Origin of the sequence: Paradesertivirga mongoliensis, from assembly GCF_024436395.1 — a bacterium.
Taxonomy (GTDB): domain Bacteria; phylum Bacteroidota; class Bacteroidia; order Sphingobacteriales; family Sphingobacteriaceae; genus Paradesertivirga; species Paradesertivirga mongoliensis.
This window is the reverse complement of the sequence record NZ_JAFMZO010000001.1, coordinates 849,912-871,576: the sequence shown is the minus strand read 5'-3', so window position 1 is coordinate 871,576 and position 21,665 is coordinate 849,912. Positions and strand designations below refer to the sequence as shown.

The window sequence follows — 21,665 nt, the reverse complement described above, 5'->3', positions numbered from 1 at the left end:
TTAAGTACTAAAGATTTGATTTAACAATCCGGCAAGTCTGACCCCTCCTTTCAGCAACTGCTGTTCAAGGGTTTTTATATGGTCAAAGTTATACCGGTAACTATATTTTGTATTCATTTCTGCTTCCTTATAAAGCTCGTCGCTCAACTTGTACGATTCAAAGACCCATGTAGTCAGATCATCCTGCTGCCAGGTCTTCCGTTCCGAAACACTTGGGTAATTTATCGCCCTGGCAAATTCCGTGTAGCTTAACTGCTGAAACTCTATTAATTCAGAATCCCAAAGGCTATGCAAATTTACCGGCTTGTTGAACCAGGTTACCTTAATTTCATTTCCGCCCTGATCTTCGGCCCTGCCGCAATGCATCGGCTGATGCACATCGCCCACCAAATGAATTAATATGCGCAAATACATCCGTTTCATCTCAAGCGGAAGCTGTTTTTTTCTCAGTTCCCCGCTAACAAATTTTATTTTGGTGTATATGTTCGTGCTGGTATCCCTCTTCAGGTATTCATCCACCTGGGTATAATTTAACCCGTGTTGAAAGTTTACATAATGCCAGTTGCCCAGATATCTAAACGAATTATCCGACTTAATAAAATCCATCCAGTTGCTTGACATGGCCACCGATTCGTTTCCCAGGATTTTTTTAATCTCTTTCCGGGTTTTCGATTTTAAATGGCTGTCTGCAATTTCGCCCACAATGCGATGCCCCAGAACACCCCAGGCCATGGCTTGCTGACCAAGTACTGAGAACAGAAAAAATGCAGTAATTAGTTTATATGTATTTTTCATACCTAAAGAGGTTTAGGAATACAGGTAGTTCGCTCCTTTAGCTTCAAGGTTAAAGGAATATGCTGTTGTAAGCCTTGTAATTCGAGCTTGTTTTCGTCTCTTTCCTTAACTACAAAGGTGGGCAAATACTGACCTATACGGTAACATCCCGATAACTTTTGTTTATAATCAGCTTTGGTAAAGGTGCTAAGGATGTACAGAGTATCGTTTTTAAACACATAGTTACCTTTGGCATATTCTTTCCAGGTGCCTTTGTTAAAACAGCTGTCGGGATTATAATTCGCTTTAGCCTTAGTCTCCATCTGGATGTACACAGAATCGCAGCTAAACCTGAAACTATGTCTTGTATACTGAATAAGGCTATCCTGGTAAGGAACAGATTCTTCTTCCCAAATTCCCTGCAGATAGTCTGCACCCCGCCCCTGGTAATTCGGATTAAACTTACATGAGGCAAGCGCGGAACAAACAATAAGAAACAAGAGACACTTTATCTGCATAATATTAAGTCTCCCCCTCAGGTGAGAGGGAGAAAGAGGGCATTATTTTAATCCACCAATCATATCTTCGGGTCTCACCCAAAGATCGAACTGTTCGTTAGTAAGCAAGCCAAGTTCTAATGCGGCTTCACGTAATGAAGTTCCTTCCTTATGCGCTTTCTTAGCTATTTTGGCAGCATTCTCATATCCAATATGAGGGTTCAGGGCTGTAACCAGCATCAGTGAATTATCTACATGTTTTTTGATACCAGCATAATTAGGCTCGATACCTATAGCGCAATGGTCGTTGAAAGACACACATGCATCACCGATCAGGCGTGCCGACTGCAAAAAGTTGGCTGCAATAACCGGCTTAAAAACGTTTAATTCGAAATGCCCGTTCGATGCGCCAATAGTGATGGCCACATCATTACCCATTACCTGGGCCGCAACCATGGTGATGGCTTCGTTCTGAGTAGGGTTAACCTTGCCGGGCATAATGGATGATCCCGGCTCGTTCTCAGGAATATAGATCTCGCCAATGCCAGACCGCGGACCCGAAGCCAGTAAACGAATGTCATTACCTATTTTCATTAAAGAAACCGCGATTTGCTTTAAGGCACCATGCGACTCAACAAGAGCATCGTGTGCGGCAAGAGCTTCAAATTTGTTATCCGCTGTTCTGAACGGTAACCCTGTGAATTTGGTAATATATTCTGCTACCTTAATATCATATCCCTTTGGAGTGTTGATTCCGGTTCCTACTGCAGTGCCGCCCAGAGCTAGTTCAGACAAATGATCCAGGGTATTACGCAGCGCTTTTAAGCCATGATCCAGTTGGGACACGTAGCCCGAAAATTCCTGTCCAAGGGTTAGAGGAGTGGCATCCATCAAATGCGTACGGCCAATTTTAACCACGCTTTTAAACTGCTCCGACTTCGCCTTTAAAGTATCTCTGAGTTTTTCGACACCCGGAATGGTTACTTCCATTACCATTTTGTAAGCAGCTATATGCATAGCGGTTGGGTAGGTATCGTTTGAAGACTGAGATTTGTTTACATCATCATTAGGGTGGATAAAGGTCTTGCCTTCCCCTAGTTTATTCCCCTGCAATACATGAGCGCGATTGGCTACTACCTCATTAACGTTCATATTAGATTGGGTTCCCGACCCTGTTTGCCAGATAACTAAAGGAAATTCAGACTCAAGTTTCCCTTCCAGAATCTCATCACAAACCTGCGCAATTAAATCACGCTTTTCTGCTGCAAGCACGTTGCAATCCGTATTAGTATATGCGGCCGCCTTTTTAAGATAAGCAAAGGCTTCAATAATTTCCTTTGGCATTGACGCCTCAGGACCAATTTTAAAATTATTTCTTGAGCGTTCTGTCTGTGCCCCCCAATATTTATCTGCCGGGACCTGAACGTCTCCCATCGTATCGTGCTCTATTCTGAAAGTCATGACTTTATTTTTTTTGATGGCGCAAATTTAGATTTTTCATTTGAAATATATTGGTTTTTTAATGGCAGGGAAGCTATCGTGAGCTTATTCCAAACGGCGCGTCGGCTGTTAGGTTCGTGATGGTTTGGTGCGAATAAACTGTCAGACTTATTTTAACGCCTCAGAAAATTCTTCGCCAAACCTTCATTTGGCTAAAGCACTGGATATTACACTCTTGCTATTTCATCACAGAAAAGTTTAAAACTCTTTCGCTGTGCTTTTGTAATAATTTTTAATTTCCACCCTTTTTTAAGGTGTTATTTTAACCAGGCATATATGATCAGGCATTTCTTCATTATTATACAGGCGCTCGCATTTTTATTTTTTATTACTTCATGCTCATCGAAAGAAACTAAAAAAACTGTAAGAACTGCCGAAGATAATAAGGCCGACAGCCTGGCGATGCTTTATGATCCCGAAAAAGCAGATAAAAGGATTGATGCCTTTATGAAGAACCTGCACCGCAACAGAAATTTTAACGGAAACGTTCTGGTAGCCAAACAGGGGAAGATACTTTATCAAAATGCTTTTGGTTGGGCAGATTATCTGCGGAGAGATAGCTTACAGATCGATTATCAATTTGAACTGGCATCGGTCTCCAAACCGTTAACCGCAACTGCGGTTCTGATGCTCGTGGATCAGGGTAAAATAAGACTCGAACAAACTGTAAAAGATTTCTATCCTGATTTCCCTTACGAAGGCATCACCATTAAAATGCTTCTTACTCACCGGTCGGGTTTAATGAACTATGTGTACTTTGTAGACGGAATCTGGCGTAAGGAAAAAAGAAACCAGAAAATCGGAATCACGAATCAGGATGTAATGCGGATCATTGCCGAACGAAAGCCTAATCCATACACCACTCCCAACCGGAAATTTCACTACAACAACTCAAATTACATGATACTGGCTGCGATTGTAGAGAAGGTTTCCGGAATGAAGTTCTCCCAATTTATGAAGGAAAACATATTTGATCCTTCCGGGATGAAAAACACAGCCGTCTATTCTAAGGCAGAATATGAAAAGATTCCGGTAAAAGTGGTGGGCCACGACCGCGGAACATGGAGGTATTCGGTGGTGCAGAACTTCTTAGACGGACCTGTTGGCGATAAAGGAATATACAGTACTGTTCGCGACCTTTATTTATTCGATCGAGCCTTACGAAAAGGAAAATTGGTAAGTAAAGCGCTCCTCGATTCAGCCTATACCGGCCACAACGAAACCGTTAAAGGTCATTTTAACTACGGTTATGGATGGCGAATCTTTAACGGGGATAAACACCATGTAGTTTACCATACCGGATGGTGGCATGGGTTCCGTCATATTTATTTACGTGATTTAACAACCGATGTGACAATCGTACTTCTAACCAATCTCACTAACGGAAGCCTGCAGCAACTGCATGAATTATTCAGGATAGTAGATATGCCTGTGGTTCACAAGTCGGCCTATTCGGGTAGTGGAGATACTGCAGATGACTAAGAGCAGGTCGCGTATTTAAATCCACAACGTGTTGATTTTTATCAACAGTATTCCTATGTTTGTGCTGCATTGACAAATCTTTTATTTTAAGTTAAAATTTAACACACTGATTTGTAACAAATAATGTATTTTGTTGATCTAATAAACTGTCTGCAATAACTACGGATAGCTTTTTGATCAACACAGACCTATACTTTGTGATAAATGAGTAAAGTTTTTATCATTGACGACGATCCCATACATCAGCGCATTGCTCAGATAATGATCTCTAAGCACCAGCTTTTTGATGAATATGTGAGCTTTACCGAAGCTGGCAAGGGGTTAAAATTTCTGCAGGATAACTGCGAGATGATCGAAGCTCTGCCAGACGTAATCTTGCTCGACCTCAATATGCCGGTTATGGATGGCTGGGATTTTCTGGATAAATTTGAAAAAATCAGGCATACGCTTATTAAAGATATCCGAATTTTTATTGTAAGTTCTTCTGTTGACGAAAAAGACATTTCCCGCTCACAGTCATATGCTTCAGTAAAGGGGTTCATCTCCAAGCCACTAACCCCCGATGTCATTCGGAAAACAATATAAACTTTTCAAAAAAAGTTATGTTCTCTTCCTAAACTAAGTATCATATGTTCGACAAACTATTACAGGTCCAGCAAAAAGCCGCCGAAGTAAAAAAGCGCCTCGATAATGTAACGGTTATAGGTGAAGCGGAAGGCGGAAAAATAAAAGTTACAGCCAACGGAAATAAACTCGTAACTGCTATTGAGATTGATCAGACCTTTTTATCGTCTGCCGACAAAGAAGAACTTGAAGAGTTGCTGGCTGTTGCTATAAACAAAGCGATTGAGCAGGCAGAAAACGCGCATCAATCCGAAATGCAGGCCATGAGTCAGGATATGCTTGGAGGACTGGGCGGCCTGGGCGACTTGCTTAAAGGCTGATATAAAAACACTAAGAAATCCTCCTTTCTTTTATTAAACCTGAAGAATAAAGACAAAATCTGCTTCTCTTTCTAAAAAAGATAAGTTTTTCACGACAATTTGCTAAAAAACAAAAGCAAATCATGTTCTTTTTCTTAGTATTTATGGTTAGATTTGCCAGCCAAAAAGCACATTAACACGAATGAGTTCAGTTCCAATTACCAAAGATACTTATTTGCAGTGGTACGAATCCATGCTGCTGTTTCGTAAGTTTGAAGAGAAAGCTGGTCAGCTTTACGGACAACAAAAAATCAGAGGATTTTGTCACTTATATATTGGTCAGGAAGCAGTTCTTGCAGGCGCTATGTCTGTTTTAACGCCAGACGACTCCATGATTACTACATACCGCGATCATGCTCATGCATTAGCGAGAGGTATGTCGGCCAATGAAGTGATGGCTGAGCTATATGGAAAAGTAACCGGTTGCTCTAAAGGAAAGGGCGGCTCTATGCACATGTTTAGTAAAGAGAAGAAATTCTTTGGCGGACATGGTATCGTAGGTGCTCAGATTCCACTAGGCGCAGGTATCGCATTCGCAGAACAGTACCTCGGTACCAAAAATGTAAATGTATGCTACATGGGCGATGGTGCTGTGCGCCAGGGTGCCTTAAACGAGACCTTCAATATGGCGATGCTATGGAAGTTACCGGTAATCTTTATTTGCGAAAATAACGGTTATGCTATGGGTACTTCTGTTGCCCGTACCACTAATATGGTAGATATCTACAAAATTGGTTTAGGTTTCGACATGCCTTGTGCACCTGTTGACGGAATGGATCCGGTTGCTGTACACAATGCTATGGACGAAGCGGTGCAACGCGCACGTAACGGAGAAGGACCAACGTTCCTTGAAATGCGCACATATCGCTACAAAGGACACTCCATGTCTGATCCGGCAAAATACCGCACCAAAGAGGAGCTTGAAAGCTATAAAGCAAAAGATCCGATTGTAGTTGTTAAGGCAGCGATAGTTGAGAATAACTATGCAGATCAGGCCTGGTTCGACGAAATAGATGCTAAAGTGAAGACAATAGTAGAAGAATCGGTGAAGTTTGCCGAGGAATCTCCTTATCCTGAAGCTGCTGAGTTATACAAAGATGTGTATGTACAGGAAGACTATCCTTACATCACAAGCTAAATAATTGTTAAAAACTGAAAATATAAGCAATGGCTGAAGTTGTTCGAATGCCCAAAATGAGCGATACCATGACCGAAGGTGTTATCGCAAAATGGCATAAAAAAGTTGGCGATAAAGTAAGTTCGGGCGAATTAATCGCCGAAGTTGAGACTGATAAAGCCACAATGGACTTTGAATCTTTCCAGGAAGGAACTCTATTATACATCGGTGCAGAGGAAGGCACTGCTGCTCCTGTAGACTCTGTAATTGCGATATTAGGAGCGGAAGGTGAAGATTATAAACCCTTACTTGAAGGGGGAAACTCTACTCCTGAAGCAGCAAAATCAGAATCTGAGGCGCCCGCAAAACAAGAGTCAAGTGCCGAAGAAGAAAGCGGAGCAATAGATCCTGAATCTGTTGGAGCAACCGTTATCCGGATGCCTCTTTTAAGCGATACTATGACCGAAGGCGTCATCGCCGAATGGCATAAAAAAGTTGGCGACACTGTAAAAAGCGACGATACTTTAGCCGATGTAGAAACCGATAAGGCTACTATGGAGGTTACTGCCTACGCAGAAGGAACTTTACTTTACATTGGTGTAGAAAAAGGCCAGGCGGCAAAAGTTAACGACATTATCGCCATCGTTGGTAAAGAAGGAACAGACGTACAGCCTCTATTAAAAGGTGGAAAACCTGCCGCAGCTTCTGCAGAGAAAAAAGCAGAACAAGCACCTTCATCCGAACCTTCAAAAGAGGAACCAGAGGCAAAATCATCCGACTCTGATTCGAGGATTAAAGCATCTCCTCTGGCGAAGAAAATAGCTCAGGACAAAGGAATAGACCTTTCGCAGGTTAAGGGAAGTGCAGAAGGCGGACGCATTATTAAGAAAGACGTTGAAGGATTTACACCTTCAGCTAAACCGGCGGCAGCAGCAGCTCCTGCAGGCGATAAACCAGCACCAGCCGGTGCAGCTCCTCAGCCGATCTCTATCCCTCAATTTATAGGAGAAGAGAAGTTTACCGAAAAACCGGTAACACAAATGCGTAAAGTGATTGCGCGCAGACTTTCTGAGAGCTTATTTACTGCCCCTCATATCTTTGTTACAATGAGCATTGATATGGACAGCGCGATGGAAGCCCGCAAAAAAATCAACGATTATGCTCCGGTAAAAGTGTCGTTCAACGATTTAGTTGTTAAGGCTGCCGCTATCGCATTAAAACAACATCCAACCATAAACTCATCATGGATGGGCGACAAGATCAGGGTGAATGAACATGTAAATATCGGTGTAGCCGTTGCGGTTGATGAAGGCCTGGTAGTACCCGTGGTTCGTTTTGCAGATGGTAAAACATTATCGCACATCTCTCTGGAAGTGAAAGACTTTGCTCAAAAAGCTAAATCTAAGAAACTTCAGCCAGCCGAGATGGAAGGTTCAACCTTTACTATTTCAAACTTAGGTATGTTTGGTGTAGACGAATTCACCGCTATTATAAATGCACCCAATGCAGCCATACTAGCAGTAAGCGGAATTCAGCAAGTCCCGGTGGTGAAGAACGGAGCCGTTGTTCCCGGAAACGTTATGAAAGTAACACTAAGCGGCGACCACCGTGTAGTTGACGGCGCAAGTGCCGCAGCGTACCTTCAAACATTAAAATCATTACTCGAAGAACCGGTTAGATTACTGGTTTAATATTCTCACATTATACATAAGGAGACCTATACAGCTGTATAGGTCTTTTTTTTTGCCGTAAATTTGCGGGCTCTCCTGTGCTCATCTTGATAGCGCGTATCTCCGTTGCAGATCTTTTTTGATTGGCCCCGATTATCATTGATTTATTCATAAAACATGAGTAACTTGATATACAATCAATTACCTTAAGTTGAAACGCAGAAAACCTGATCATCTTGGTGGATACAAAACCATATTGGTATTGACCATACTATTGATCTGTCAAAGCGCATACCCGCAATTTAACTTTCGGTATGGCCGGAAGCAGGAAAGTACGTCCTTCCGTCTCGTTAAAAATCTTGTCATTGTCGAAGTATTTATCAACCAAAAAGGGCCCTTTAATTTTGTGCTCGACACGGGTGTTGGCTTGTTTTTGATCACCGAACCCAAGCTGGTCGAATCGCTCCCCTCGGTTCAGCCTCGCACAGTGAAGATCAACGGTATTGGTGAGGGCGACGAAATCACAGCGCTTATTTATCCAACGGCAAGAATTGAACTTGGAAATTCAATCATAGGCGATATGCCTGTAGCTATTCTTAAGGATGATCCCTTTAACTTATCTTCATTTTTGGGGATGCCTATCCACGGTCTAATCGGTTATGAGCTATTTCAAAGCTTCATCGTCCGTATTAACTACTCAACGAAATCTGTCACCTACTACGCACACGAAACGGCCTACATCCCCAGAAAAGGATTTAAAATTCCCATTTCAATAGAAGACCGCAAACCGTACGTCGAGTTGATGGCGGAATTATCGCCCGGTAAAAAAGAAAAAGTAAAACTCATTATTGATACTGGCGCCGGCCATCCCCTGTCGATGGAAACTAAAAGTGGAATCCCTTATCCACCACCTAAAACGCATATTGCTGCAAACCTGGGGGTCGGCCTTTCAGGTCTGATCAGTGGTTTTATAAGCCGGATACCTAAACTGGAGCTCGGCCGGTTTCACCTGGAAAATGTTATTTGCGCCTTCCCCGACTATAGTAACGTTGCGGCTAAAATCACCAACATAAGCAGAAACGGAAATCTTGGAAATAATGTACTGAAACGTTTCAACGTGGTTTTTGACTATCAGCGCGAAACCATGTATCTGAGACCAAATTATATGTTCAGAGAACCGTTTGAACACGATATGAGCGGAATGGAAATTACCACTGAAGGAGAGAACTATGAGGCGATCATTGTATCCAGAGTTGAACCCGGATCAGCTGCCGAAAAATGCGGCCTTAAAAAAGGTGACCGGATTCTGTCTGTCAACTTCAAAGAAGTACAATCCTTAGGCATTGATGAAATAAACACCCTTTTCCGATCAAAAGAAGACAGGACAATCGTTCTCGAGGTCATCCCAACAAACACTGAAGACCATAAATTTTTTGTGCTTACACTAAAAAGGCGAATCTGAAACTAGCGCCGAACGTTCCCTTGCAAATCAACCTCTACCGAATAAGGCTGAAGGTAGGTATCAAGCAATATTGCGAGTTCCCGGCGCGTAAGTTCCTTTTTAAGATCGTAAGAGCCTGTGAGTTTAAGAGATGTTTTCCAGGCCTTTTCTACTTCGCGGTTCAATTCTTCGCCCCTCGAGGCCAAAAACTTTATAAGATCAAGTGCAGTTTCAAGTTTTAGCTTGTCTTCCTTATGATCAAGAAACCATACATGGCTTCGCGAGTAGTATTGCTTTAAAGCAGGTTTTATTTCGTCGGTACTCACCGGAGCCTGAGGTAAAAAGAGCAGCCTGCCATTCTGCGACCTTGCAGGCAGTATCCCTGTTACACCGATATGCTGAAGAGCAACCTTTGCAGAATCAGTATCGGACAGATCGTCAAACCTTATTATCTGAGATTTATATGAAAGCAATTCGGTTTGAATTTTTCTAACGCTCAGGTTATTGGTATTTGTGTTGAAAAATACGCAATAAGCGGCTGTCGCGCCGGCCGCCTGTCCCGTTAGAAAGTTGGTTTCCCCTCCGGGGAAGGTTGTAATAAGGTTGTCTGCACCCGTGTTAATTAACTTAAAAATGGGCACAGGTTCAAAATTAGCTCCGGCTCCAAAAGCAACGCTGGTCCGGTATAAATAACTGGATGCAGGATTAATTAGGGATACTTTATCTTCCTTGTCTAATTTTGCTAAGGCAATTGGGATAACCGACTGTGTTTGGGTGGCATCTACTATTACTTCAGCCTTTATTTCCCTGTCTTTTAAATCAATCTCCCAACCCTTTTTCGATTTTTCTATCTTTCGGATGGAAGCGTTCGGAAGCACAGTCAAATTCTTCACCGTGTCTGTCCATTTTTTAAACACCTGAGCTGTAAACTCCGGGCTGAATGTTTTCGCTGTCACCGGGCTCTTTTGAAGGCTATCAGCATGCTTTTTAAATTCCTGATAGAAACCCCCGTTTATCGCCTGGTCTGACGAAGCCAGGGTTATGACATCGAACCTGCCTGCATCAATTAACAAGGTCTTAACTCCTGAGCGGGCCGCCTGAATAGCAGCTGACATGGCTGAAGGGGTAGAGCCAACAACAACTACACCCGTTTTTATATTCTGAGCATACCCGCTCAGTGCGGCGAAGAAACACAGCAATGTTGTTAGATTTCTTATCATTAATTTTTATGTTATAATTCAAATATATATTCTCAAACGATATGCCGGCGTATTAATTTTTCAGGAGGTTCAAATTAACAGCTTTTAACATTAAAATTACTTAGCGGGAAAGGGCATAAGAAGGGAAAGCGCTCAGCAAGGAAAACCAGACACCGGGAAGTTGTCTAGGACTGCACTGTAGAAGGTTTTGGCTCTTTTTTTATAATTTGATCATAAAAATGAGGAGCAACTGCTTTAATTAAGGGTGTAATAAGAGTTTCAAAAGTGTTTGCTGCTGATGGTGCTTTTGTAGATGAAGCGGCCTGAGCTTTTTCCGGCGATTTAACATCCAGTGGTTTAATTCTCAACAACTTCTCTGGAATCAGCTTTTCAGATGTCTTACAGGCTTGCTTCTTTGCATCTGCCTTCTCAATACTCACCGGTTTTCCGTTTGCAGCATAGCTAACACTTACTGAAAGCGAAAAAATCAAAAAACCGCATATGAGTAAATACTTCAGCATCAAACAAATATAAAATTTTACCTCAAATAAAAAAACCCATCCATGAAAATCATGAATGGGCTTAAGAATAATTTTAAAGGGATTATTGCGCGTTTTGACGAGCTTCGGCTTTAAGAGCTTCGTTAGCCACAATCACAATTTCTACTCTACGGTTTTGCGCTTTTCCGCTGGCAGTAGAGTTATCAGCAATAGGCTCTGCTTCACCCTTACCTACTGTAGTTAATCTCGAGCTTGAAACCCCGTTGGCTACAGTATATGATTTAACAGAACTCGCTCTGCGCTCAGATAAGCCATAATTGTGAGAATCAGAACCATCTGAATCGGTATGACCGATAACCATAATATTGGTTTCAGGGTTATTTTTCATAGTAGCCGCAAGATTTTGAATATTAGTTCTTGCATTTGGTTTTAAATCAGCTTTGTCAACATCAAATAAGATCCCGGAATCAAACTTTACAATCAGACCTTCTCCTGCCGGAATAACCTCAGCTCCGGGAACGTTACGTCTGATTTCTTCAGCTTGTCTGTCCATTTTACGGCCGATATAAGCACCTGCAACACCGCCAATAGCACCACCGATAACGGCTCCTACTGCTGTATTACCAGCTTTCTTTCCAATAATGGCCCCAATGGTACCACCAGTAGCGGAACCAATCACTGCACCTTTTTGGGTTTTAGTCATCTGACTGCAACCTACTGTTACCATCGATACTGTTGCTAGAGCTATACAATAAGTAGCTATTTTAATCTTCATTGGTTTCATAATAAATTTAATTTTCTTGTGTGTGTTAATTATTTAAAATTTCGCCCTTCTACAATCTCTGCAGTATGTTCCCAAATGGCCTTTGCAAGTATAGACTATAGGATTACGATTTGGTTTAAAAATAATTAAACTTATATATCTACAATAGCTTTTTTACAAAATTGTTTTTAAAGACTTGCGGTTTTTCCGCCATCTACCGGCAAATTTATACCGTTAATGTAGTCGGCTGCCGGAGTTGCCAAAAAAGCTATCGCAGCGGCCACATCTTCGGCAGTACCTATTTTCCCCGCGGGTATTTCAGCTATAATGTCTTTCTCTACCTGTTCAAGTGTCTTTTCCTCTTTATCAGCCCGGCTTTTTATCAAAGATTGCAATCTTCCGGTCATGGCGGTGCTCGGCAAAACGTTGTTTACGGTGATTCCGAACGGAGCCAGTTCAAACGACAAGGTTTTGGCCCAATTGGCAACGGCCGCCCTGATCGTATTTGAAACTCCCAGGCCTTTGAGCGGAGCTTTCACCGAAGTTGAGATCACATTAATGATCCGGCCCCAGCCAGCCTCTTTCATTCCAGGTACAACCGCCTGTACTAAAATTTGGTTGCAAATAAGATGCTGCGAAAAAGCTTCCCTAAACTCTGCTATGTCAGCGTCTATGGCCTGACCGGCCGCCGGGCCTCCGGTGTTGTTGATTAAGATATCTATACTATGATCCAGCAAATATTTATCTAGTTCACTTTTCAAGCGTTCTGGCTGAGTAAAATCAGCAACCAGGTAATGGTGAGATTCCGTGTCGTCTGCCGGGAGGTGGCTCACTACATTTTGAAGTTTGTCTTCACTCCGGGCTACAAGAGTAATACTGGCACCCAGCAAAGCCAGTTCCATAGCTGTGGCCCGGCCAATGCCTTGTGTACTTCCACATACTAACGCACGTTTGCCGGTTAAATCAATGTTCATATGTAATCGGTTTATTGCATAACAGAAAAGTATTCTTCAAGTTCTGAAAGAGTATTGTTTCCGGTCTTGATGTCTTTAATAATCTTTCCTTTTTCCATCAGAATGATTCTCTCAGACACTTCAGTAACATGATTCAGGTCATGACTGGATACAATAGTAGTTATATGTTTTTCGGATCCAATGCCTTTAATCAAACTTTTAAGACGTATTTGCGTACTCGGATCTATGTTTGCAAAGGGTTCATCCAATAGCAAAACCTCGGGATTCTGAAGGAGAGTTGCAACTACACCAACCTTGCATTGATTTCCTTTCGATAAATCACGGATATATTTCTTCCTGCCTAAAATCTCGCCGTTAAAAAAGTCATCGTATTTCTCAAGCTCTTCGTCAATATGAGCCCGGTTTAGTCCGTGAAGCGAGCCGATAAAATAAAAATATTCTTCCGGACTGAGGTAATCTATCAGAAATCCTTCGTCCAAAAATGAAGCAGTATAGCGCTTCCAATGGTCGTTCTCGGCTACATTCTCCTCCTTTGATCGTACTTCTCCTTCATCTGTTCTGATTAAATCAAGCATTAGCCGAAAAAGGGTAGTTTTCCCCGCTCCGTTATTTCCCACTAAGCCAATGGTTTCTCCCTTATTGATTGACAATTCGGGGATGTCGACCACAGCTACATCATTGTAGCGTTTAACAAGGTTTTTGATTTGTATCATATCTCAATGGTTTCTGAACCCTTCGGCAATTGCATATCGTTTACTTTTAAAAATCTTCAGTAATTTATTAAGCCAGTAAGCTCGCGTAAGCAGGAAAAACGCTCCGATAAACCCGAGTAAAGCCAGAGCTGTCATCGAATCAGATGCCAATTTCATCAGGAGATAAAGCATCATAGGCAAAATAAAAAGTGGGATTCCGATAATAAATTGAGAAGCCCCCACGCCCTCCCAGTTAAAAGACGAGCCCTTTGACAAATCAATATATTTGAAATTCCAATTCGCAAAAGTCAGGACAATTAAACTACTCACCCCGATATTCCATAGATAAAGCATAGCATGAGCGAACAGTATCTCCCAGCCGAAATACACATATGGCATCGTAAGCAAAAAGGTTATGCTGGAAAACACAGTGAACAGAAGAAATTTGGATTTAAAGAAATCTTCCGCAGATATATTATTTGCCATAATTCCATCAAAATGGGCGCTTTGCCAGCTAAACATAAACTGCCCGTATTGGATGATAAATATCCCGGTCATCATCAAGCCTGCAACGATCATCAGCGAAGGAGATGGCTCGCGGTTGGTATAAAAGATCAGGCCATAAAACATAAAAAACAAACTGGTGATCACAGTAGACTTAGGTCGTTTATTGCGGATGATAAGTTTGACTTCTAACGCTGCCAACTCGCCTGCCATACCAAAATTTTTCAGGAATGGAATGTCGGTAGTGCTTTTCGCCCCTGTCCTCTCCTTATATAATTCATCGAGGTACAAGTTGCTCTTTAGAAACTTTTGATGCATGTAAAACATCGCTGTAGCTAAAAGTACGGGAACCGCTGCAAGGTAGGGCCGTTCCAGAATAGAACCGAAGATTCTCCGGGAGACGGCCTGCAGAGATACTGAATCAAGATAAAAATCGGCAAGTGCAATAGCGGCAAGTGATACCAGAAATGCCACCATAAACCACGCATTCATATTTATCTTTCTTTTTAGCCACAAACTAAAAAAGTGATTGAGCAGAGTTAGGCCAGCAATTGCAATTACGAGGCCACAGAAAGCGACGAACTCCCCATCAAAGACCAGCACTTTAAGCAGGAATGGGACTGTTAACAAAAAGGGAGATAAACTAAAACCTGTCCAGAGTGAAGTGAGTGATAGGTAGCTTATTATTTTATTTTTCCCTACCGGGAGAGCGAGGTAGGGTTTAACCCTCAAAGTTGGCAGTTCCTGAAACTGAAATCGCACCAGCAGATCTGCCAGAAAGTAATATAGCAACAAACCGTTAAATGAATCGATAGCATCCCTTTCGGGGATAACTTTTTCCAGAATTTTATCGAGAAAAAACGAAAGGATGAGCAGATTAGCGAAAAAGTAAAGAAGCGTTAGTCCGAGCACAATACTCACCGCTATACTTTTTCCTGTGTTCTTTGAACGCCAGAAAGCCAGCCACTGATGTTGGAGGAAGGCCCTATTCATGTTTCAAGATAGATAATATCACCGTACTTATTCACTATTGAGTGGATTTGACACGCTTGTCGCAAAAATGACTTAAACAAGTCGTAAATGGAAAACAAATCTTAACTTACTTTTGGGCGATATCCTTACAGATGAAAAATTCAGATTTAGCAATTAAGATCAAAGAACTACGCACCCGAAAGGGTTTAAGCCAGGAAGAACTCTCAAAAAGTTGCGGATTGAGCCTAAGAACCATACAGCGAATAGAAAATGGCGAGACAGAACCTCGTGGCGATACTTTAAAACGACTGGCGTTTGCGCTGAACGTTACACCGGATGATTTGATCGACTGGGCTGAGCAGGAGGACAGTCGCTTTCTGGCCTTGCTAAACTTATCTGCGTTTAGCTATATCGCATTCCCGATTCTAGGAATAATCATTCCCTTGGCCATTTGGGTTCCTAAAAAAGATAAAATTAAGTATTTGGACGACACCGGACGAAAACTCTTGAACTTTCAAATATCATGGTCAATTTGTTTGTTCCTTATTTATATTTTAATATTTAGTAGTACCATTTTTCACTTTCGGATAGGGGGAATTTTCGGCGGAATTAAAAAATTGATATTTATTATAATGGCGTTTTATCTGTTTAACGGGGTCTTGATAGTCATTAACACTGTGCGGAGTCTTATGAAAAAACAGGTTATCTATCAACCGGCTATTCCATTTCTAAGGTAAAGCTGGTTGATCCCCCTTTTCAATACTTATACTTACCCTTCCACAAAGCCTTTAGCCGCTCTCTCAGTTTCTGTTCTGCGGAATTATTTCCCGGCTCGAACAAAGTTGTCCCCTTTAAAGCATCCGGAAAATACTCTTGCTCCTCAAAATTGCCTTCATACGAATGCGAGTATTTATACTCTTGACCATAACCGATGTTTTTCATCAATTTGGTTGGCGCATTTCTGATATGAAGCGGAACGGGTAAGTCTCCTGTTCTGGCAACCAGCTCCTGCGCCCGGTTTATTGCTTCGTAGCTTGCGTTACTTTTTGGCGAAGATGCCAGGTAAGTAACGGTTTGAGATAAAATGATCCGCGACTCGGGAAAACCGATGACGTTAACCGCCTGAAAACAATTATTGGCCAGCAGCAAGGCATTCGGATTGGCATTTCCAATATCCTCCGAAGCCAGGATCAATAATCTGCGGGCAATAAAAAGCGGATCTTCTCCACCCGCAATCATACGCGCGAGCCAATAAACTGCAGCGTTGGGGTCGCTTCCGCGGATGGATTTAATAAAGGCAGAAATGATGTCGTAATGATTTTCGCCGGCCTTATCATATAAAGCCATATTCTGCTGCACGTTGTCGAGTACAAGTTTGTTGGTAATACTTTGCTTGTCTTTACCAACGGCGTTAACAACCAGTTCCAGTACGTTTAAAAGCCGCCTCGCATCGCCTCCCGACAAGCGGAACAAAGCTTCATGCTCTTCTATCTCGATTTGCTTTTTCGACAAGAACTCATCGTCTTTTAAAGCTCTGGCAATCAGTTTTGTTAAATCTTCTTCTGTTAGGTGTTTGAGTATATACACCTGGCATCGCGAAAGCAAGGCAGAAATCACTTCGAAAGATGGGTTTTCTGTGGTAGCGCCAATTAAGGTAACCAGACCACGCTCAACAGCGCCCAGTAGAGAATCCTGCTGCGATTTGGAAAAGCGATGAATTTCATCAATGAAAAGGATCGGCAGATTTTCGGCGGTCTCTTTTAGAACCGTTGCTTTTTCAATTACTTCACGAATGTCTTTTACGCCTGAATTAATAGCGCTCAAACTAAAAAAGGGCCTGTCGAGCTGCCGTGAAATAATGAAAGCTAAGGTGGTTTTTCCTACTCCTGGCGGTCCCCATAAAATTAAGGAGGGAAGATTTCCGCTTTCAATGGCCTTTCTCAGAATTGCATCCTGCCCCACCAGATGCTGTTGCCCGACATACTCGTCGAGAGTAGCGGGCCGCATACGTTCTGCCAGCGGAGCGATGGTTGCCATAGAGTATTGGTCAAATTATCTGCTAAACGAATCTATATCGAGGTCAAAAAAACCGCGAAACCTGGGCATTTCGAAGCGATTACTATCCCTTCTTAACTTCCTTAGCCCAGGTGTCTTTTAAAGTAACCGTTCTGTTGAACACTAGTTTTCCCGGAGCAGAATCTTTATCCATTGTAAAATAGCCTTTCCGTATGAACTGGTATCCACGGCCCAACTCGGCGCCGGTTAAATCCTTCTCGATAAAGGCCTTTGGAAGCACCTGCAAACTTTCGGTATTGATATATTCCTTAAAATCCCGTTCTTCATTACCCGGATCTTCTACACGAAACAGTCTGTCGTACAACCTGATCTCGGCCGTGGCTGCATGCGGTACACTCACCCAGTGGATGGTTCCTTTAACATGAATACCCGAGGTATCCTCGCCGGATTTAGATTCTGGTATATACGTGCAATGAACTTCGGTTACATTGCCCGCTTCGTCTGTTACAAAGTCGTCGCATTTAACGATATAAGCATGTTTAAGACGTACCATTAAACCCGGCCCTAAGCGGAAATATTTCTTAGCCGGATTTTCCATAAAATCTTCGCGCTCTATCCAGAGTTCACGACTGAAAGGTATTTCGCGAATGCCTTCTCCTCCTTCGGCCTCAGGGTTATTTTCACCATAGAGGGTTTCCTCTCTTTGTTCAGGATAGTTGGTGATGACAAGTTTTATCGGGTCTAGAACTGCCATTCTTCGCCAGGCGGTTTTATTGAGGTCTTCGCGGACACAGAATTCAAGTAAACTTACATCGATGATGTTTTCGCGTTTAGCGACCCCAATACGATCACAAAAATCCCTTATAGAACCTGGAGTAAAACCACGACGCCGTAATCCACTGATGGTTGTCATCCGCGGATCGTCCCAGCCGTTTACAAATCCTTCGTTGACCAATTGAAGCAATTTTCGCTTACTCATAACGGTATAGGTTATGTTTAAGCGGGCAAATTCATATTGCTTTGACGGGAAGATCTCCAGCTGTTCGATAAACCAATCGTACAATTCACGATGGCTTACAAACTCCAGTGTACACAGTGAATGAGTAATTTCTTCTATAGAATCTGACTGGCCGTGTGCAAAATCATACATCGGGTAAATGCACCAGGTATCGCCAGTGCGGTGATGGTGAGCATGGCGAATACGATACATCAAAGGATCGCGCATGTGCATATTAGGCGACGACATATCGATTTTGGCCCGAAGAACCTTCTCTCCATCCTTGTAAATCCCATCCTTCATTTCTGCAAACAAGCGTAGATTTTCTTCTATGCTACGGCTTCGGTATGGCGAGTTTGTTCCCGGTTCGGTTGGCGTCCCCTTTTGCTGAGCTATTTCTTCCGGTGTTCCATCATCAACGTAAGCCAGTCCTTTTTTTATAAGCTCAACTGCGAATTCATAGAGCTGATCAAAGTAGTTGGATGCATACTGTTCGTTCGCCCATTCAAACCCAAGCCACTTAACGTCTTCCTTTATACTTTCTACGTATTCGGTTTCTTCTGTTTCAGGATTGGTATCGTCAAATCTGAGATTGGTTTTTCCATTATATTTTAGAGCCAGCCCAAAGCTTAAACAGATAGCTTTGGCATGACCGATGTGCAGATAGCCGTTGGGTTCCGGAGGAAAGCGTGTATGCACTCTCCCACCATGCTTACCATTTCTGATATCCTCTTCGATTATCTCCTCAATAAAATTTAATGATCGTTCGTCGCTCATATTCGGAATAAAGGTTACAAAAGTAGTAAAATTCAACTGCCACAGAGGATGTATCTTTAGAGGATTTATAAAAAACTTCTTCCTACTTTTATCTTTATGAAAACGTTTAACAGGCCCGTGAGAGTATTGGTGGCGAAGGTTGGTCTCGATGGACACGACCGCGGAGCGAAAGTGATTGCTACATCATTACGCGATGCGGGGATGGAAGTGATTTACACCGGCTTGCGCCAAACTCCCGAAATGGTGGTACATGCAGCATTGCAGGAAGATGTGGACGCCATTGGCATTTCTATATTATCCGGTGCACACATGACTGTCTTTCCAAAGATCATTCAGTTAATGAAAGAGATGGATTTAGGCGATGTGTTACTTACCGGTGGCGGTATCATCCCCGAAAGGGATCAAAAAACACTGAACGAAATGGGAGTTGGCAAACTGTTTGCGCCTGGAACCCCCACAAAAGAGATCACCGAATATATTAAGAACTGGGCTCTGAAAAATCGAAATTTTTAAATCCAGTCAATTTACCGAACAAGCTATGTATAAGAACATCCTCATCAGTATTGACAGGCGAATTCTCACTATAACCATAAATCGCGAAACGAAGCTCAATGCCTTAAATAAAGATACTTTAAATGAATTGCATTTAGCCATGGCTGATGCTTTGCAAAATTCTGAGGTAGGTGGAATCATCATCACCGGCAGCGGAACAAAGGCTTTTGTTGCGGGGGCTGATATAACTGAATTGAGAGATTTGGACGAGATAGGCGGCTTAAATCTGGCAACCGAAGGCCAGGAAAAGGTTTTCAACTTTATTGCCGGCGCCACAAAACCCGTTATAGCAGCCATCAATGGCTTTGCACTGGGTGGGGGGCTTGAACTTGCACTTGCCTGCCATATCAGAATAGCTTCAGAAAATGCCAAATTGGGTTTCCCCGAGGTATCGCTCGGTTTGATACCCGGCTATGGCGGTACGCAGCGCTTGCCGCAGCTGGTTGGCAAAGGTAAAGCGTTCGAACTTATACTTACCGGCGATATGATCGAAGCTGATATGGCGTATAAATTAGGTATTTTAAATCATGTGGTACCAGCCGACTTTCTGATCAATACAGCGGTAGTATTGTTGCAAAAAATTCTTAGTCGCTCTCCGCAGGCTGTATCGGCAGCCATCAGGGCAATTAATTCAGGTTATAGCAGTGATGGCTTTAATACGGAAATCGAAGAATTTTCTAATTGTTTTAAAACCTCTGATTTTAAAGAGGGTACCGCGGCGTTTATTGAAAAAAGAATAGCAAATTTTAGATAATAGGAAATTAAATTAATCAGAAATTAAAATTGTAGAAATTTTTGCCCAAGTAAAATAATTAACTTTATATTTATCAAAAAAGGGGGCTTTTTTCTATGAAAAGAATTTTAATCGTTGATGATGAGATCAATATCGGTCTGTTATTATCAAAATTTTTAATACGTAATGGCTTTGAAGTGTCTACTTCAACCAGCGGCAGTGTAGCAATGGAATTATTGGCTAAGGACCACTATAATCTGGTTCTATGCGATTTCAGGCTTGAAGATACCGACGGCCGGGAGATGCTTCGAAAAATTAAAGCGGCCTATCCGGCAACTGGCGTAATTATCATCACCGGTTATTCAGATATAAAGCTGGCGGTAGAGCTCATCAAAATGGGAGCGTATGACTACATCACAAAACCCCTGTATCCCGACGAAATTTTAAATACAATAAATAAAGCGCTTGAAACGCAGGAAGTACTTTCTAAAAGTTTTCCGGAAAGCAATACGTCTTCTGTAAAAAACGAAAAAAATGCTGCCGCAAACTTGCCGGACGAATTTATCGCCGGGGACAGCACCGCTTCAAAAGACCTTCTTCGCCAGATCGAGATTATTGCTCCAACAAATTATAGTGTGATATTAACAGGCGAAAGCGGAACTGGTAAAGAGTCGGTTGCTAAGGCGATACATATGAAAAGCAACCGGAGAGACAAACCGTTCATTGCAATGGACTGCGGATCGCTGACCAAGGAACTTGCCGGAAGTGAATTTTTTGGTCACGAAAAAGGTTCATTTACAGGAGCGCTGTATACCAAAATTGGTCATTTTGAAATGGCGAATGGCGGTACTTTACTTCTCGACGAAGTCGGAAACTTGTCTTACGACATTCAGGCTGCTCTTTTAAGAACTGTACAGGAGAGAAAAGTAAAACGTATTGGCAGCACCAAAGAGATTGATCTTGACGTGCGGATAATTGTTGCTACAAACGAAAACCTGATGGAAGCCATTCAGAAAGGCCGCTTCAGGGAAGATCTATACCATCGCTTTAATGAATTCAGCATTCACCTGCCACCACTTAGAAAACGTGAACGGGACATTTTGCTCTTTGCACAAAGCTTCTTAGATATGGCGAACAGAGAACTTAACCGCAACGTGGAAGGCTTCTCTCAGGAAGTGATAGACTGTTTACTTACCTACAACTGGCCGGGAAATGTAAGAGAACTTAAAAACGTTATCCGTCGGGCTACCTTGCTCACCGAAGGCAATCAGATTCCGCTAAAGGCTCTTCCTCTGGAAATATCAACCTTCGCTAAAGTATCCGCTATAGAGACGGCTGTTGGCAATCTCCAGTCCAGAGAGAATAGCCGCGACTTAAAAAACGCAGCTCATGAAGCAGAATACGAAACGATAATTAAAGTCCTGAAAGAAGTAAACTTTAATAAAACCAAAGCAGCCAAGATTCTGAACATAGACAGGAAAACTTTATACAATAAAATGAAGGCCATTAACCTTGAATAATA

The 21,665-nt window shown here is 42.3% G+C and carries 21 protein-coding genes; 10 read left to right on the top strand and 11 right to left on the bottom strand.

Going from position 1 to position 21,665, the window contains the following annotated elements; genetic code table 11:
• Genes J3P43_RS03430 through fumC form a run of 3 tightly spaced genes read right to left on the bottom strand, consistent with a single transcriptional unit; the run spans position 1 to position 2,732 of the window.
• Positions 1 to 795 (bottom strand): S1/P1 nuclease, encoded by a 795-nt coding sequence (locus tag J3P43_RS03430; RefSeq protein WP_255899046.1) that lies wholly within the window; start codon positions 793 to 795, stop codon positions 1 to 3.
• A gap of 2 nt (positions 796 to 797) precedes the next feature.
• Positions 798 to 1,292, bottom strand: a complete 495-nt coding sequence (locus J3P43_RS03425; protein WP_255899044.1) for a fumarate hydratase — start codon at positions 1,290 to 1,292, stop codon at positions 798 to 800.
• A 42-nt stretch (positions 1,293 to 1,334) separates the two neighbouring features.
• Positions 1,335 to 2,732, bottom strand: coding sequence for a class II fumarate hydratase (gene fumC, locus J3P43_RS03420; protein ID WP_255899041.1), 1,398 nt, complete (start codon positions 2,730 to 2,732; stop codon positions 1,335 to 1,337).
• A gap of 315 nt (positions 2,733 to 3,047) precedes the next feature.
• Here fumC and J3P43_RS03415 point away from each other — a divergent pair, with 315 nt between their 5' ends.
• The 6 genes from J3P43_RS03415 to J3P43_RS03390 all read left to right on the top strand — a co-directional run bounded on the left by J3P43_RS03415 (position 3,048) and on the right by J3P43_RS03390 (position 9,485).
• A complete protein-coding gene (locus J3P43_RS03415; protein ID WP_255899039.1) occupies positions 3,048 to 4,253 on the top strand; it encodes a serine hydrolase domain-containing protein in 1,206 nt (401 codons plus the stop codon).
• 204 nt (positions 4,254 to 4,457) lie between these two features.
• Positions 4,458 to 4,838 carry a response regulator gene (locus J3P43_RS03410; RefSeq protein ID WP_255899036.1) on the top strand — a complete coding sequence of 127 codons (381 nt, stop codon included), beginning with the start codon at positions 4,458 to 4,460 and terminating at the stop codon, positions 4,836 to 4,838.
• A gap of 44 nt (positions 4,839 to 4,882) precedes the next feature.
• Complete coding sequence (locus tag J3P43_RS03405) at positions 4,883 to 5,197, top strand: YbaB/EbfC family nucleoid-associated protein (protein ID WP_255899033.1); 315 nt, start codon at positions 4,883 to 4,885, stop codon at positions 5,195 to 5,197.
• A 181-nt stretch (positions 5,198 to 5,378) separates the two neighbouring features.
• Positions 5,379 to 6,374 (top strand): pyruvate dehydrogenase (acetyl-transferring) E1 component subunit alpha, encoded by a 996-nt coding sequence (gene pdhA / locus J3P43_RS03400; protein ID WP_255899031.1) that lies wholly within the window; start codon positions 5,379 to 5,381, stop codon positions 6,372 to 6,374.
• A 29-nt stretch (positions 6,375 to 6,403) separates the two neighbouring features.
• Positions 6,404 to 8,044 (top strand): dihydrolipoamide acetyltransferase family protein, encoded by a 1,641-nt coding sequence (locus J3P43_RS03395; protein WP_255899028.1) that lies wholly within the window; start codon positions 6,404 to 6,406, stop codon positions 8,042 to 8,044.
• A gap of 190 nt (positions 8,045 to 8,234) precedes the next feature.
• Positions 8,235 to 9,485, top strand: a complete 1,251-nt coding sequence (locus J3P43_RS03390; RefSeq protein ID WP_255899025.1) for an aspartyl protease family protein — start codon at positions 8,235 to 8,237, stop codon at positions 9,483 to 9,485.
• Positions 9,486 to 9,487: 2 nt separating this feature from the next.
• Here J3P43_RS03390 and J3P43_RS03385 read toward each other — a convergent pair whose 3' ends face one another.
• The 6 genes from J3P43_RS03385 to J3P43_RS03360 form a co-directional block, all read right to left on the bottom strand.
• Positions 9,488 to 10,684: an FAD-dependent oxidoreductase gene (locus J3P43_RS03385; RefSeq protein ID WP_255899022.1), complete on the bottom strand. Its 1,197-nt coding sequence runs from the start codon at positions 10,682 to 10,684 to the stop codon at positions 9,488 to 9,490.
• A 164-nt stretch (positions 10,685 to 10,848) separates the two neighbouring features.
• Positions 10,849 to 11,184, bottom strand: a complete 336-nt coding sequence (locus J3P43_RS03380) for a hypothetical protein (protein ID WP_255899019.1) — start codon at positions 11,182 to 11,184, stop codon at positions 10,849 to 10,851.
• Between the two features lie 82 nt (positions 11,185 to 11,266).
• Positions 11,267 to 11,947, bottom strand: a complete 681-nt coding sequence (locus tag J3P43_RS03375; RefSeq protein WP_255899016.1) for a YiaD family glycine zipper/OmpA-like lipoprotein — start codon at positions 11,945 to 11,947, stop codon at positions 11,267 to 11,269.
• A 167-nt stretch (positions 11,948 to 12,114) separates the two neighbouring features.
• A complete protein-coding gene (locus J3P43_RS03370; RefSeq protein ID WP_255899014.1) occupies positions 12,115 to 12,900 on the bottom strand; it encodes an SDR family oxidoreductase in 786 nt (261 codons plus the stop codon).
• An 11-nt stretch (positions 12,901 to 12,911) separates the two neighbouring features.
• Positions 12,912 to 13,613 carry an ABC transporter ATP-binding protein gene (locus tag J3P43_RS03365; protein WP_255899012.1) on the bottom strand — a complete coding sequence of 234 codons (702 nt, stop codon included), beginning with the start codon at positions 13,611 to 13,613 and terminating at the stop codon, positions 12,912 to 12,914.
• A 3-nt stretch (positions 13,614 to 13,616) separates the two neighbouring features.
• Positions 13,617 to 15,089 carry a DUF5687 family protein gene (locus tag J3P43_RS03360; RefSeq protein WP_255899010.1) on the bottom strand — a complete coding sequence of 491 codons (1,473 nt, stop codon included), beginning with the start codon at positions 15,087 to 15,089 and terminating at the stop codon, positions 13,617 to 13,619.
• Positions 15,090 to 15,220: 131 nt separating this feature from the next.
• Here J3P43_RS03360 and J3P43_RS03355 point away from each other — a divergent pair, with 131 nt between their 5' ends.
• A complete protein-coding gene (locus tag J3P43_RS03355; RefSeq protein ID WP_255899009.1) occupies positions 15,221 to 15,805 on the top strand; it encodes a helix-turn-helix domain-containing protein in 585 nt (194 codons plus the stop codon).
• A 19-nt stretch (positions 15,806 to 15,824) separates the two neighbouring features.
• On the opposite strand, the gene J3P43_RS03350 is transcribed toward J3P43_RS03355, so the two are convergent.
• Both J3P43_RS03350 and J3P43_RS03345 read right to left on the bottom strand, forming a co-directional pair.
• Positions 15,825 to 17,105 (bottom strand): replication-associated recombination protein A, encoded by a 1,281-nt coding sequence (locus tag J3P43_RS03350; protein ID WP_255899006.1) that lies wholly within the window; start codon positions 17,103 to 17,105, stop codon positions 15,825 to 15,827.
• Positions 17,106 to 17,187: 82 nt separating this feature from the next.
• On the bottom strand, positions 17,188 to 18,858 hold the full coding sequence (locus J3P43_RS03345) for a glutamine--tRNA ligase/YqeY domain fusion protein (protein ID WP_255899003.1): 1,671 nt from the start codon (positions 18,856 to 18,858) through the stop codon (positions 17,188 to 17,190).
• 96 nt (positions 18,859 to 18,954) lie between these two features.
• Here J3P43_RS03345 and J3P43_RS03340 point away from each other — a divergent pair, with 96 nt between their 5' ends.
• From J3P43_RS03340 to J3P43_RS03330, 3 genes are all read left to right on the top strand, one after another.
• Positions 18,955 to 19,371 carry a cobalamin B12-binding domain-containing protein gene (locus tag J3P43_RS03340; protein WP_255899001.1) on the top strand — a complete coding sequence of 139 codons (417 nt, stop codon included), beginning with the start codon at positions 18,955 to 18,957 and terminating at the stop codon, positions 19,369 to 19,371.
• A 25-nt stretch (positions 19,372 to 19,396) separates the two neighbouring features.
• Complete coding sequence (locus J3P43_RS03335) at positions 19,397 to 20,164, top strand: enoyl-CoA hydratase/isomerase family protein (protein ID WP_255898998.1); 768 nt, start codon at positions 19,397 to 19,399, stop codon at positions 20,162 to 20,164.
• A 95-nt stretch (positions 20,165 to 20,259) separates the two neighbouring features.
• On the top strand, positions 20,260 to 21,663 hold the full coding sequence (locus tag J3P43_RS03330; protein WP_255898996.1) for a sigma-54-dependent transcriptional regulator: 1,404 nt from the start codon (positions 20,260 to 20,262) through the stop codon (positions 21,661 to 21,663).
• The last annotated feature ends 2 nt before the right edge of the window (positions 21,664 to 21,665 follow it).